This window comes from Streptomyces niveus (genome assembly GCF_001723055.1).
GTDB lineage: Bacteria > Actinomycetota > Actinomycetes > Streptomycetales > Streptomycetaceae > Streptomyces > Streptomyces niveus.
Genome location: NZ_MDCR01000409.1, coordinates 1 through 13001, shown reverse-complemented (window position 1 = coordinate 13001; position 13001 = coordinate 1). Strand labels below are relative to the sequence as shown.

Below are 13001 nucleotides of genomic sequence, written 5' to 3'. Positions count from 1 at the left end.
CCGCCGCCGGGGCGCTGCCCCGGACCCCGCGCCTCAAGCGCCGGCGGGGCTGAGAGTGCGCCTCAAGCGGCGGCGGGGCCGGACTGGTCCTCAGTAACCGTGGCGTGTGCCGCCGTCGATCGGGAGCATCAGGCCCGTCAGGTAGGACGCCGCCGGGGAGAGCATGAACGCCGCCGTGCGGCCGAACTCCTCCGGCGTGCCGTACCGGCGCAGCGGAATGCGGGACTCGTGGGACGCGCGCGCCGCCGCCGGGTCGGGGGACAGCGCGTCCAGTTCGCGGACGCGGTCGGTGTCGATACGGGCCGGCAGCAGGCCGATCACACGGATGCCGCGCGGACCCACCTCGTCGGCGAGCGACTTCGCGAAACCCGCCAGGCCCGGCCGCAGGCCGTTGGAGATCGTCAGGCCGCGTATCGGTTCGTAGACCGACCCGGACAGGACGAGGCCGATGACCCCGCCGTCGCCCAGCTCCGCCGCCGCCGTACGCGCCAGCCGCACCGCGCCGAGGAAGACCGAGTCGAACGCCGAGCGCCACTGTTCGTCCGTCGTGTCCAGCGCGAGACCCGGCGGCGGGCCGCCGACGCTGATCAGGATCCCGTCGAAGCGGCCGAACCGCTCCCGCGCCACTGCTGTCAGGCGCTTCGCGACCGCCGGGTCGGCGTTGTCCGCCGCGACGCCGAACGCGTTCGGACCGATCGAGGCCGCCGCCTCGGTGACGGACTTCTCGTCGCGCCCGGTGACGACCACTTTCGCGCCGTCCGCCGCCAGCGCCTCGGCGGACGCGCGCCCCAGTCCCCGGGACGCGCCGGTGACGACGTAGACACGGTCCTTCAGTCCAAGATCCATGGCCCCTATCCTGCCTCCTCGTCCGCCGCCAGGGCGAGGGCGGTACCCACGAGACCGATGTGACTGAACGCCTGCGGGAAGTTGCCCAGTTGCCGGCCGATCGCCGGGTCGTACTCCTCGGCGAGCAGACCGACGTCGCTGCGCAGGGCGAGAAGCCGCTCGAACAGCGCCGTGGCCTCCTTCCTGCGGCCTGTCATCAGCAGGGCGTCGGCCAGCCAGAACGAGCAGACGAGAAACGTTCCTTCCTGACCCGGCAGTCCGTCGACCGACGTCCCCTCCGTGCTGTAGCGGCGGACCAGTCCCTCCCGGCCCAGCTCCGCCCGTACCGCGTCGACCGTGCCCACGACCCGTGGATCGTCCGGCGGCAGAAAGCCCAGGCGCGGGATCAGGAGCGTCGCCGCGTCCAGGGCCGCGGAGCCGTACGCCTGCGTGAAGGTGTTACGGACCGGGTCGAACGCCTTCTCGCAGACCTCCTTGTGCACCTCGTCGCGCATCGCGCGCCACCGGTTCACATCGCCGCGCAGCGACGGGTCGGCCTCCAGCGTCTTGACCGCGCGGTCGGCGGCGACCCACGCCATCACCTTGGAGTGCGTGAAGTGCTGCCTCGGGCCGCGTACCTCCCACAGACCCTCGTCCGGCTCGCGCCACTTCGACTCCAGGAAGCCCAGCAGGGCGAGCTGGAGATCCCAGGCGTGCGGCCGGCCGGTGAGGCCGACGCCCCGTGCCACATGCAGGGAGTCGATCACCTCGCCGTACACGTCGAGCTGGAGCTGTTCGACCGCCTCGTTCCCGATCCGGACCGGGCTCGCGCCCGCGTAACCGCTCAGCCAGGGCAACTCCGCCTCGGGCAGCCGCCGTTCACCGCCGACGCCGTACATGATCTGGAGGTCGGAGGGGTCGCCGGCGACCGCGCGCAGCAGCCAGTCGCGCCACGAGTGCGCCTCGTCGACATAGCCCGCCGACATCAGGGCGCCCAGGACGAGCGCCGAGTCGCGCAGCCAGCAGTAGCGGTAGTCCCAGTTCCGTACGCCGCCCAGCTCCTCGGGAAGCGAGGTCGTGGGGGCCGCGACGATGCCGCCGGTCGGGGCGTAGGTGAGCGCCTTCAGGGTGAGCAGCGAGCGCATGACCGCGTCGCGGTACGGCCCCTTGTACGTACACAGCGCCGCCCACCGCGCCCAGTCCTCCACGCTGTGCTCCAGCGCCTCGAACGGGTCGATCAGGTCGGGGCGCGGCAGGTGCGAGGGGTGCCAGGTGAGAACGAACGCGACCTTCTCCCCGGCGGCGACGGTGAACGACGAGCAGGTGCTGAACTCCTGCCCCCACGTCTTGACCGACGGCCCCCCGTCCGACGCCCCCTCGTCCGGGGGCGGTTCACCGCCGGCGGGCCGCGCCCGCGAGACGCTCCGCAGCCAGACCGAGTCGGGCCCGGCGACCGCGACACGCTGTCCGTCGGTCCTGCGCACCCACGGCACGATCGAGCCGTAGTCGAAGCGCAGCCGCAGGGTGGCGCTCATCTCCACCGAGCCGCTGACGCCCTCCACGATCCGCACGACGTCCGGCGCGACATCGCGCTGCGGCATGAAGTCGGTGACCTTCACCGTGCCGCCCCTGGTCTCCCAGAGGGTCTCCAGCACCAGTGAATCGCCCACGTACCGGCGGCCGGTGGCGCGGCCCGCGCCCCGGGGGGCGAGCAGCCAGTGGCCGTTCTCCCTGTTGCCGAGCAGGGACGCGAAGCAGGCGGCCGAGTCGAAGCGGGGGAGGCACAACCAGTCGATGGAGCCGTTCATTCCGACGAGGGCCGCGGTCTGTAGATCGCCGATGAGGGCGTAGTCCTCGATGCGTTGGGTCACCCCAGCCACATTCCCGCAGGACAGGCGCGTTATGCGGGGGCCGTCTCACGCTCGGGGGTGCTCCGGGTGGCGGCCGAAGCACGGTCGCGCACCTCGCGCCGTACGAGGATGACCCACCCGACGGGCACGGCGGCCGTGAACAGCCACCACTGCACCGCGTACGCCATGTGCGCGCCGATGGAGCCGGAGTCGGGTGTCGGGATCTGCTGCGGGCTGCCGCCGGGCGCCGCGGGGGCGGTCTGCTCGATGTAGCCGCCGAGGACGGTACGGCCCAGGGACTTGGCCTGCTGCTCGCTGTTGATCAGCATGACCTGGCGGTCGGGGAGGTCGCTCAGTTCCTTGATGCCGCTGGTGCCGGTCGTCTCGTCGGCCTTGAGCCGGCCGGTGACCGTGACCTCGCCCTTCGGCGCCGCCGGGATGTCGGGGAAGGTCCGCTGGTCCGCGCCGAAGGGGACCCAGCCCCGGTTGACGAGGACAGCACGGCCGTCGGCCAGGACGAACGGGGTCAGGACGTGGAAGCCGACGGTCTCGTCGGTGTTGGTCCGGCGGCGTACGACGACCTCGTGCTCCGTGTCGTACCGGCCGGTGGCCTCGACCTGGCGCCAGTAGTCGGCGCGCGGCACGGTGTGGCCGGGGGAGGTCAGCTCGGTGACCGGGACCGGCTTCGCCTTGAGGTTGTTCGCGATCAGGGTGTTCTGTGCCACCCGGTGCTGGTGCCGGTGCAGCTGCCAGAAGCCCAGCTCGATCATCACGGGGATGAGGACGAGGGCGAGCAGGGTGAGGATCACCCACTGCCGCGACAGGAGGAAGCGGTACACGCCTTTGACGGTACCCGGCGGGCCGGGCGCCCCCGGCAGCGGGTCCGCCCGCCGGCCGGTGCGCGGGCCCGCCGGGCCGGCCGCCGTCACACCCGGTCGACGATGCCCACCTTCCCCTCCGCGCGGGCGCAGTGGGCGCCGCAGAACCACTGGCCTTCGACCTCTACGCCCTGGCCGATGATCTGGACCCGGCAGTGTTCACAGACGGGCGCCATGCGGTGGATGGCGCAGGAGAAGCAGTCGAAGACGTGCACCGCGCCCTGCGCGTGCACCTCGAAGGACATGCCGTACTCGTTTCCGCAGACTTCGCAACGTGCCATGCGCCACAGGGTGGGACGCGGTGGTGCGGTGCGCGAGCGGACGGCGGGCGAGTCGCCGCGCAATCACCCGTCTGACCGGGGCACCGGCACCGGCCGGGCGGGCGGTGGCGTGGACGGCGCCGTGGGCGCGGGCGCCACGTCGCGCAGCAGATGGGTGAACGCCGTCTCGTCGACGACCGGTGTGCCGTACTCCGCCGCCTTCACCGTCTTCGACGTCGCCGACTCCGGATCGTTCGTCACCAGCAGGCTCGTCTTGCGCGAGACGCTGGTGGCGACATGCAGCCCTGCCTCGACCGCCCGGTCCTCCAGCAGTTCGCGGTCGACCGACGTGTCACCCGAGAACGCCACCCGCATCCCCTGCGCGAGCGGCTTGTCGCTCTCGTACCGCCCCGGGTTCGGATACGGACTGGGCGGCAGCCGGCGCGAGGGCCGCCAGGTCCCCGGACGGTGCGTCGGCTGATGGCCGATCAGCGGCTTCGCCGGACCGTCCGACCATTCCGTGAGCGGCCGGCACTCCAGCAGCGGCAGCCGCACCCCGTCCCGCGCCGCCGCGTGCAGGCTCGGCCGGAACGCCTCCGCGAGCACTCGCGCGTCGTCCAGCGCGTGGTGCGCGCGCCGCTGCGCGACACCGAAGTGCTCGGCGAGCGTCGCCAACTTGTGGTTGGGCAGCGGCAGTCGCAGCTCCCTGGCGAGCGCGATGGTGCACAGCCGCTGACGCGTCGGCGCGGTCGCCCCCGCGCGGGCGTACTCCCGGGCGATCATCGACCAGTCGAAGGCCGCGTTGTGCGCGACCAGCACCCGGTCCGCGAGCCGCTCCGCGAACTCCCCGGCGACATCCCTGAACAGCGGGGCGCCCGCGAGCACATCGGTCGTCAGACCGTGGATCCAGACCGGGCCGGGATCCCGCTCCGGGTTGACCAGCGTGTACCAGTGGTCCTCGACGTCGCCCCGCGCGTCCAGCCGGTACACCGCCGCGGACACTATCCGGTCGTCACGGGCGAGTCCGGTGGTCTCCACGTCGACGACCGCGTATCCCCGGGGGTACGCGGCCGGCCACATCGCTGAAGTCGCGGGGTCGTCGAGCATGGTCACAGAGAATACGGGCCGCGACTGACAGTCCGTGACGCGCCTCTGACCGGTCGTCGGCCCGCCCGCACGCCAGGGGTGCTGACGGACCGTCCGGTCACCCGTTGGTGGAAGCCAACAGATTCCGCTGACAGAACGTCTTACATACTTGTCGGTAACAACATCTAGCCGGGGCCGCGCACCCCGCCCTACGGTGCTCGCATGCCGCCGAACCTGCCCGATGTCGTGCTGTGGTCGATCCCCGCGTTCGTCCTGCTCACCCTTGTGGAAGTGGTGAGTTACCGCCTCCATCCCGACGAGGACGCCGCCGGGTACTCGGGCAAGGACGCGGCCACCAGCCTCTCCATGGGACTCGGCAGCCTCGGCTTCGACCTCCTGTGGAAGATCCCCGTCGTCGCCGTCTACACGGCGGCCTACGAGCTGACGCCCCTTCGGGTCCCGGTCCTGTGGTGGACCATCCCGCTGATGCTGCTCGCGCAGGACTTCCTCTACTACTGGTCGCACCGGGGCCACCACGTCGTACGGATCCTCTGGGCCTGCCACGTGGTGCACCACTCCAGCAGGAAGTTCAACCTCAGCACCGCGCTGCGCCAGCCCTGGACCTCGCTCACCGTCTGGCCGTTCTACCTCCCGTTCATCCTGCTCGGCGCCCACCCGGCGGCGCTCGCCTTCTGCTCCTCGGCGAACCTCGTCTACCAGTTCTGGGTGCACACCGAGCGGATAGGCAAGCTGCCCCGGCCCGTCGAGTACGTGTTCAACACGCCCTCCCACCACCGGGTGCACCACGCCTCCCAAGGCGGCTACCTGGACCGCAACTTCGGCGGGATCCTGATCCTCTGGGACCGCCTCTTCGGCTCCTTCACGGCCGAGACCGAGCGGCCCGTCTTCGGGCTCACCAAGAACATAGAGACCTACAACCCGCTGCGGGTCGCCACCCACGAGTACGCGGCCATCGCACGCGACGTGCGGGCGGCCCGCGACTGGCGCGAGCGGGCCGGACGCGTCTTCCGGGGACCCGGCTGGCAGCCCGAGTGAGCGGCCGGGCCACGCACCGGCTCCCCGGCGCCCTCCTGGCCGCCTTCGCCCTCGCCGCCCTGGCCGAGCTGGTGAGCGTCGCCGTGGACGCGCGGACCGGCCAACTCCTCGCCAAGCCCCTGCTGATGCCCCTGCTCGCCGCGTACGTGGCCGCCCGGGGCGGTCCCCGGCTGCTCGTCGCCGCGCTGCTCCTGGGCTGGGGCGGCGACGTGTTCCTGCTCTCGTCGGCCGACGGGGCGTTCCTCGCGGGCATGGGCTGCTTCGCCGCCGGACACCTGTGCTACCTCGTGCTGTTCGGCCGCCGCCGTACCCGCGCGGGACTGGCGCTCGGATACGGCCTGGCGCTCGTCGTGGCGCTCGCCCTGCTGTGGTCCGGCCTCCCGGCCGAACTCCGCGTCCCTGTCGCCGTGTACAGCCTGCTGCTGGCCGCCACGGCCTGCCGGGCGAGCGCTCTCGGCCCCCTCGCCGGGGCGGGCGGCGCGCTCTTCCTGCTCTCCGACACACTCATCGCCACCGGCGTCGCCGAGGCGCCGCAGCCTCCGGCGGCCAATCTGTGGATCATGCTCACGTACCTCGCGGCGCAGGCCCTGCTGACGGCCGGGATCCTGCGGAGCCGGCCCCGTACACATGACTGAGCGGGCCGCCCGTCGGGACGGCCCGCTCACCCACTCACGCGTTCGCCGTTACCGGCGGACGGCGTCCAGGGCGTCGACCGTGCCGACACCGTAGAAGCCGTTCTTGTGCTTGGAGCCCTCGCACACCGCGTCGACGGTGCCGTCACCGTCGATGTCGTACGGGTTGGTGCACGACGTCGCGTCGGCCTGGACGTTCAGCAACGTCTTGACCAGCCACGGCGAGGCGTACGGGTGGGTCGACTTGATCAGCGCGGCGACACCGGCCGCGTGCGGGGAGGCCATCGACGTACCACCCTTGTAGCCGAAGCGGCCACCGGGCAGCGTGCTGAGGATCAGACCGTTGACGGCGGGCGCCTCCGGCGTCTGGTAGGCCGTCAGGTCGCCACCGGGAGCGGCGACGTCGACGACACCGAGGCCGTAGTTGGAGTACGACGCCTTCAGGTTCTTCGCACCGGTCGCGGAGACCGTGACGACACCCGACACCTGGGACGGGATGTCCAGGCACTCGTCCGGGTCGATCACACGCTCACCCGGGGTGGTGTCGTTCGGGCTGGAGTCGTCCGTCAGTTCGTCGGCGGCCAGATCCAGGTCCGAGTTGCCGGCGGCGGCGACATTCACGACGCCCTTGCCCTCGGCGTACCGGGTGGCCCGGGTGACGGCGTCGGCCAGAGCCTTCTGGTCCGGGTCGTCCTCGCAGTTGAACAGCCACGGGTCGGTGTAATAGCTGTTGTTCGTCACATCGACACCGTGCTCGGCGGCCCAGACGAAGCCGCAGACGACAGCCTCCGTGTAGAAGAAGCCGTCGGGCTGCGACACCTTGATGCCGGAGACCTTCACGCCCGGAGCGACACCGGTCACGCCGGTGCCGTTCTTGGCCGCGGCGATCGTGCCCGCGACGTGCGTGCCGTGGTCACTCTCCCCGGGGCCCGGACGCCAGGCGCCGTCCGCCGTGTCGGGCGTACCGCCCACACAGCTGACCGAGGCGCGGCGGTCGAAGTTCGGCGCGAGGTCGGGGTGGGTGTCGTCGACACCCGTGTCGATCACACCGACCGTCACCTTGCTGCTGCCGAGCGACTTCTTGTGCGCCTGGTCGGCCTTTATGGCCGGCAGGTCCCACTGAAGGGGCTCCAGCGCGTCCTGGTCGTCGGACGCCTTCGCCGTGGCGGCCTTCGCCTCCGCGGCGGACAGCGGCTGCTCGGCCTCGATGTCCGTGGTGGTCTGGGCCGCCATCGGCTTCGTACGGGTGGCACCCGCCGACGCCACGCCCCGGACCTTGCGGATCGTCTTGCCGAAGTCCGGGTTCTGCGAGTGGACGACGATGACACCTATCTGGTCGTAGGCGATCACGACGGTCCCGCCGGCCTCGGCGATGGCCTTCTTCACCGACTTGGCGGTGGAGTGCCCGCCTTTGGTGTTCACGACGTACGACAGCTTCGGGCCGTCCGCCGAGACCGCGGCCGGCACGTCGGCAGGGGCCGCCGAGGCGGACCCGGCCGGCAGGAAGCCGAGCGAGGCGATGAGCGCCAGGCCGACGGGCATGACCAGTGCGCGCCGCCGTCTGGATCTCAGATGAGCCATGGGTTCTCCACATCATCCGTGAGGCCGCCCCTGCGCACGTTGCGCATGGGCGGGTACATGACGAGCGAAGCTATCTCTGATCGTCGCTGCTCAGCAACGATTTCGGTCAGAAAAACGCGGGTGTTGAACCACTTCGCCGCGCACTCCGTGCCGTTGTCAGGGGGTGGAGCACCATCGCCCCCCGAGTGAGGACACCTATGACCACCCCTACCGCACCCGCGTCACGAGGAGATTCCGTGGCTTCCGATGGACCGCCGCCGCCCAAGGGCGATTCGGACAACAGCCCAGCCCAGCCCACGACAGCACAGTTCGTAGAGGTCCAGGAGAGCGCCGAGTTCGGTGAACTGCGCCGCACGTACCGCTCCTTCGCCTTCCCCCTGACCATCGCCTTCATCGCCTGGTACCTGCTGTACGTCCTGCTGTCCAACTACGCCGGCGGCTTCATGGGCACCAAGCTCTTCGGCAACATCAACGTCGCCTTCGTCTTCGGCCTCGGTCAGTTCCTCACCACCTTCCTCATCGCCTGGTTCTACGCGAAGTTCGCATCGCAGAAGCTCGACCCCAAGGGCGCGGCGATCAAGTCCCGTATGGAGGCCGACCTGTGAGCCCGACCATCCAGCTGAGCGAGGCCGCGGGAATCCATCTCGCCAACTCCGACGCCAGCGAACACCGCCCGCTGATCATCACGCTCTTCGCGCTGTTCGTCATCGCGACCCTCGTCATCACCGTGTGGGCCGGCCGGCAGACCAAGAGCGCCGCCGACTTCTACGCGGGCGGACGGCAGTTCACCGCCTTCCAGAACGGCCTCGCGGTCTCCGGCGACTACATGTCCGCCGCGTCCTTCCTCGGTATCGCCGGCGCCATCGCCCTGTTCGGATACGACGGGTTCCTCTACTCCATCGGCTTCCTGGTCGCCTGGCTCGTCGCGCTGCTGCTGGTCGCCGAACCGCTGCGCAACTCCGGCCGCTACACGATGGGCGACGTCCTCGCCTACCGGATGCGCCAGCGCCCCGTCCGTACGGCGGCGGGCGCCTCCACCATCGTCGTCTCGATCTTCTACCTGCTCGCCCAGATGGCCGGCGCGGGCGTGCTCGTCTCGCTGCTGCTCGGCATCACCAGCGACGCGGGCAAGATCCTGATCGTCGCCCTGGTCGGCATCCTGATGATCGTGTACGTCACCATCGGCGGCATGAAGGGCACCACCTGGGTCCAGATGGTCAAGGCCGTCCTGCTCATCACGGGCACCCTGCTCATCACCTTCCTGGTGCTGCTCAAGTTCAACTTCAACGTCTCCGACCTGCTCGGCAGCGCCGCCTCCAACAGCGGCAAGGGCTCGGCGTTCCTGGAGCCCGGACTCAAGTACGGCCTCACGGAGACCTCGAAGCTCGACTTCATCTCCCTGGGCATCGCGCTCGTCCTCGGCACCGCCGGTCTGCCGCACATCCTGATCCGCTTCTACACGGTGCCCACGGCCAAGGCGGCCCGTAAGTCCGTCAACTGGGCCATCGGCATCATCGGCGGCTTCTACCTGATGACCATCGCCCTGGGCTTCGGCGCGGCGGCGCTGCTCACCCCGAAGGAGATCACCGACTCCAACCCGGCAGGCAACACGGCGGCGCCACTGCTCGCCATGGAGATCGGCGGCGGCGGTGACTCCACCGGCGGCGCCATCCTGCTCGCCGTCATCTCCGCGGTCGCCTTCGCCACGATCCTCGCCGTCGTGGCCGGTCTGACACTGGCGTCGTCGTCGTCGTTCGCGCACGACATCTACGCCAACGTCATCCGCCGGGGCAAGGCCACCGAGAAGGAGGAGGTCCGCGCGGCGCGCTACGCGACCGTCGCCATCGGCGTCGTCTCCATCGCGCTCGGCGCCCTCGCCCGCGACCTGAACGTCGCCGGTCTGGTGGCCCTCGCCTTCGCGGTCGCCGCCTCCGCCAACCTGCCGACGCTCCTCTACAGCCTCTTCTGGAAGAGGTTCACGACGGCGGGCGCCCTCTGGTCCATCTACGGCGGTCTCGCCTCGTCCGTCCTGCTGGTGCTGTTCTCGCCGGTCGTCTCCAGCAAGCCCAGCTCGATGTTCCCGGGCGTGGACTTCGCGTTCTTCCCGCTGGAGAACCCGGGTCTGATCTCGATCCCGCTGGGCTTCCTGCTCGGCTGGCTCGGCTCCCTCCTCTCCAAGGAGGAGCCCGACGTCAAGAAGTACGCCGAGCTGGAGGTCAAGTCGCTCACCGGCACCGGTGCGCACTGATCGTCTTCCACCGAAGCGGGCACGTGCGGCGTGACCGCGTCGTAGAGTCCTACGACGCGGTCACGCCGCTCCTTGTGGCAAACGGCCCCGGCCGTTGTCAGAGGTCTGCCGTACGCTCGAAGAACACCACGAGGGAAGGGGGCTCAGCGTGCTCATCGACACCTATGGCCGAGTAGCCACCGACCTGCGCGTCTCGCTCACCGACAAGTGCAATCTCCGGTGTACGTACTGCATGCCGGAAGAGGGCCTCCAGTGGCTCGCGAAGCCCGACCTCCTCACCGACGACGAGATCGTCAGACTCGTCCGTATCGCCGTGACCCACCTCGGAGTCCGCGACGTCCGCTTCACCGGCGGCGAGCCGCTGCTGCGGCCCGGTCTCGTCGGGATCGTCGAGCGGTGCGCGGCCCTCACCCCCCGCCCCAAGATGTCGCTGACGACCAACGGCATAGGGCTGCGGCGTACGGCAGCCGCGCTCAAGGCCGCCGGGCTGAACAGGGTCAACGTCTCGCTCGACACCCTGCGCCGCGATGTCTTCAAGACCCTCACCAGGCGCGACCGGCACCAGGACGTGCTCGACGGACTGGCCGCCGCGCGGGCGGCCGGACTCACCCCCGTCAAGGTCAACACCGTGCTGATGCCGGGGCTCAACGGCGACGAGGCTCCGGACCTGCTCGCGTGGGCCGTCGAGAACGGATACGAGCTGCGCTTCATCGAGCAGATGCCCCTCGACGCCCAGCACGGCTGGAAGCGCGACGGGATGATCACCGCCGGTGACATCCTCCAGTCGCTGAGCACCCGCTTCACGCTCACCGAGGAGGGCGGCCAGGAGCGCGGGTCCGCCCCGGCCGAGCGCTGGATCGTGGACGGCGGACCGCACCGGGTCGGCGTCATCGCCTCCGTCACCCGCCCGTTCTGCTCGGCCTGCGACCGCACCAGGCTCACCGCCGACGGTCAGGTGCGCAACTGCCTGTTCGCCCGCGAGGAGACCGACCTGCGCGCCGCTCTGCGCTCGGACGCCACCGACGAGGCCGTCGCGACGCTCTGGAAGCTGGCGATGTGGGGCAAGAAGGCGGGCTCCGGGCTCGACGACCCGGCGTTCCTCCAGCCCGACCGTCCCATGTCAGCCATCGGCGGCTGAGCTGTCCCGCTCCCACGCGGCCAGGGTGACGACATCCTTGAGGAAGCCGCGGACACCGAGGAACGAGGACAGGTGCTCCCGGTGCTCGTCGCAGGCCAGCCAGGTCTTCCGGCGCTCCGGTGTGTGCAGCTTGGGATTGTTCCACGCCAGCACCCACACGGCGGGCGCGCGGCAGCCCTTGGCCGAGCAGACGGGACTGTCGGGGTTGTCGGGTCCCGAGGAGGCGCCGGGGAGATCGAAGAGGTCCACGGCCTCAAGCCTAGGCCCTGTCTTCAAATTGGCGTCGTGAGCCAGACGCCAGTTTGAAGACAGGGCCTAGGGCGTGGCCGGAGCGAGGGGAGCGCGGGTCCGGCGGATGACACCCCGTGGGAAAAGGCGACGCCGAGCAGCCACGGGGGGAGCTGCCCGGCGTCGGTCCGTCGCTCCGACGGGGGATGCGGAGCGCCTACAAAGTATGTCACGGCTCATGGGCTCAGGTGCACCGGAACTTCATGATTGATCTGAGCTTTTCTTGAGCTTAGGGGGGCGCCCGGCTCAACTCCGCCCGTGCGGGGGAGCGGGGTGTTCGAAGTTCGCGGACCGCGCGCCGGATTCCGCTCCACCGGACACCGGGGCCGGAGCGATCATAGGCCGAGCCGGCGGGGGAAGGTGGGTCGACGGCAGCGAACCGGCGTTCTCCCGGCCCCCGTTGGCGAATACGACGGCCACATAAGGCAGCAGGATGCCCAGCACAAGCCCGGCAATCGCCACATAACGCTCCACATTCCACAGCACCACCGCCAGGATGATCCCGAGCGTGCGCACCAGCATGGAGATGACATAGCGCCGCTGTCTGCCGCGCACGTCCTCGTCGAGCCCCCGCCGCGCACCTGTGATACGGAAAACCTCGGCGCTGCGCTGCTTCCGCATCACGATCCACCACCTGATTCCCTCGCCGGACGCTCCCTGTGCCGGACCCGCTCAACGGTACGCCCGCCCTGCGCCTGCTACGAGAGGGGGTACCGCTCGACGGCTGCGCATCACGCCCCCGCCTTACCACGTACGGCCCCGTTCGACATGCGGCGTACGCGGGACACACCGAGACTGACCGCACTGCGCGGTGCGCGCCGCGCGAGGAGGCGACCATGAACTGGCTGTGGGCAATCATCGTGGGGCTGGTGCTCGGCCTGATCGCCAAGGCGATCATCCCCGGCAAGCAGCAGATCCCTCTGTGGCTGACGATCATCTTCGGCATCCTGGGCGGCATGCTCGGCAACGCCGCGTCCGGCTGGCTGGGGGTCCAGGACACCAAGGGCTTCGACTGGACCCGGCACCTGCTCCAGGTGATCGGCGCCGTCATCGTCGTGGGGGTGGGCGACATGGTCTGGTCCTCGCTGCGGCACAACAGGAGACGCTCGACCCCTCGGTAGGACTCCCGGCAGCGGGCGGACAGGGGTACGGCCCGGTA

General features: G+C 70.4%; 14 protein-coding genes. 6 read left to right on the top strand and 8 right to left on the bottom strand.

Going from position 1 to position 13001, the window contains the following annotated elements; translation table 11 throughout:
- Positions 1-90: 90 nt before the first annotated feature.
- From BHU15_RS34895 to BHU15_RS34875, 5 genes are all read right to left on the bottom strand, one after another.
- Positions 91-846, bottom strand: coding sequence for an SDR family oxidoreductase (locus BHU15_RS34895; RefSeq protein ID WP_069630789.1), 756 nt, complete (start codon positions 844-846; stop codon positions 91-93).
- A gap of 5 nt (positions 847-851) precedes the next feature.
- Positions 852-2696, bottom strand: coding sequence for a glycoside hydrolase family 15 protein (locus BHU15_RS34890; RefSeq protein ID WP_069630788.1), 1845 nt, complete (start codon positions 2694-2696; stop codon positions 852-854).
- Between the two features lie 29 nt (positions 2697-2725).
- Positions 2726-3514: an SURF1 family cytochrome oxidase biogenesis protein gene (locus BHU15_RS34885; protein ID WP_069630790.1), complete on the bottom strand. Its 789-nt coding sequence runs from the start codon at positions 3512-3514 to the stop codon at positions 2726-2728.
- 86 nt (positions 3515-3600) lie between these two features.
- A complete protein-coding gene (locus BHU15_RS34880) occupies positions 3601-3834 on the bottom strand; it encodes a metallothionein (protein ID WP_078494392.1) in 234 nt (77 codons plus the stop codon).
- A 63-nt stretch (positions 3835-3897) separates the two neighbouring features.
- Entirely contained in the window at positions 3898-4926 is a 1029-nt protein-coding gene (locus BHU15_RS34875; protein ID WP_069630787.1) for a DEDDh family exonuclease, read from the bottom strand.
- Between the two features lie 195 nt (positions 4927-5121).
- On the opposite strand from BHU15_RS34875, the gene BHU15_RS34870 reads away from it, so the two are divergent.
- Both BHU15_RS34870 and BHU15_RS34865 read left to right on the top strand, forming a co-directional pair.
- Positions 5122-5955, top strand: a complete 834-nt coding sequence (locus BHU15_RS34870; RefSeq protein ID WP_069630786.1) for a sterol desaturase family protein — start codon at positions 5122-5124, stop codon at positions 5953-5955.
- On the top strand, positions 5952-6590 hold the full coding sequence (locus BHU15_RS34865) for a lysoplasmalogenase (RefSeq protein ID WP_069630785.1): 639 nt from the start codon (positions 5952-5954) through the stop codon (positions 6588-6590). The genes BHU15_RS34870 and BHU15_RS34865 overlap by 4 nt, the downstream gene beginning before the upstream one ends.
- A gap of 48 nt (positions 6591-6638) precedes the next feature.
- Here the strand turns inward: BHU15_RS34865 and BHU15_RS34860 are convergent, their stop codons facing one another.
- Positions 6639-8168, bottom strand: coding sequence for a S8 family peptidase (locus BHU15_RS34860; RefSeq protein WP_069630784.1), 1530 nt, complete (start codon positions 8166-8168; stop codon positions 6639-6641).
- 236 nt (positions 8169-8404) lie between these two features.
- Here BHU15_RS34860 and BHU15_RS34855 point away from each other — a divergent pair, with 236 nt between their 5' ends.
- The 3 genes from BHU15_RS34855 to moaA all read left to right on the top strand — a co-directional run bounded on the left by BHU15_RS34855 (position 8405) and on the right by moaA (position 11554).
- Positions 8405-8773 carry a DUF485 domain-containing protein gene (locus tag BHU15_RS34855; RefSeq protein WP_069630783.1) on the top strand — a complete coding sequence of 123 codons (369 nt, stop codon included), beginning with the start codon at positions 8405-8407 and terminating at the stop codon, positions 8771-8773.
- Positions 8770-10416: a monocarboxylic acid transporter gene (locus BHU15_RS34850; protein WP_069630782.1), complete on the top strand. Its 1647-nt coding sequence runs from the start codon at positions 8770-8772 to the stop codon at positions 10414-10416. Before BHU15_RS34855 ends, BHU15_RS34850 begins: the two co-directional genes overlap by 4 nt.
- 148 nt (positions 10417-10564) lie before the next feature.
- Entirely contained in the window at positions 10565-11554 is a 990-nt protein-coding gene (moaA, locus tag BHU15_RS34845; RefSeq protein WP_069630781.1) for a GTP 3',8-cyclase MoaA, read from the top strand.
- Here moaA and BHU15_RS34840 read toward each other — a convergent pair.
- Complete coding sequence (locus BHU15_RS34840) at positions 11537-11803, bottom strand: hypothetical protein (RefSeq protein ID WP_069630780.1); 267 nt, start codon at positions 11801-11803, stop codon at positions 11537-11539. The two genes, moaA and BHU15_RS34840, sit on opposite strands and share 18 nt — an antisense overlap.
- A gap of 285 nt (positions 11804-12088) precedes the next feature.
- A complete protein-coding gene (locus tag BHU15_RS34835; RefSeq protein ID WP_069630779.1) occupies positions 12089-12463 on the bottom strand; it encodes a DUF3099 domain-containing protein in 375 nt (124 codons plus the stop codon).
- A 215-nt stretch (positions 12464-12678) separates the two neighbouring features.
- On the opposite strand from BHU15_RS34835, the gene BHU15_RS34830 reads away from it, so the two are divergent.
- Positions 12679-12963 (top strand): GlsB/YeaQ/YmgE family stress response membrane protein, encoded by a 285-nt coding sequence (locus tag BHU15_RS34830; RefSeq protein ID WP_069630778.1) that lies wholly within the window; start codon positions 12679-12681, stop codon positions 12961-12963.
- The last annotated feature ends 38 nt before the right edge of the window (positions 12964-13001 follow it).

Bases quoted from the DNA above. Each gene is read 5' to 3' on its own strand.
- BHU15_RS34835 (WP_069630779.1), bottom strand. From the start codon at position 12,463: ATGCGGAAGCAGCGCAGCGCCGAGGTTTTCCGTATCACAGGTGCGCGG.
- BHU15_RS34895 (WP_069630789.1), bottom strand. From the start codon at position 846: ATGGATCTTGGACTGAAGGACCGTGTCTACGTCGTCACCGGCGCGTCC.
- BHU15_RS34870 (WP_069630786.1), top strand. From the start codon at position 5,122: ATGCCGCCGAACCTGCCCGATGTCGTGCTGTGGTCGATCCCCGCGTTC.
- BHU15_RS34860 (WP_069630784.1), bottom strand. From the start codon at position 8,168: ATGGCTCATCTGAGATCCAGACGGCGGCGCGCACTGGTCATGCCCGTC.
- BHU15_RS34880 (WP_078494392.1), bottom strand. From the start codon at position 3,834: ATGGCACGTTGCGAAGTCTGCGGAAACGAGTACGGCATGTCCTTCGAG.
- BHU15_RS34830 (WP_069630778.1), top strand. From the start codon at position 12,679: ATGAACTGGCTGTGGGCAATCATCGTGGGGCTGGTGCTCGGCCTGATC.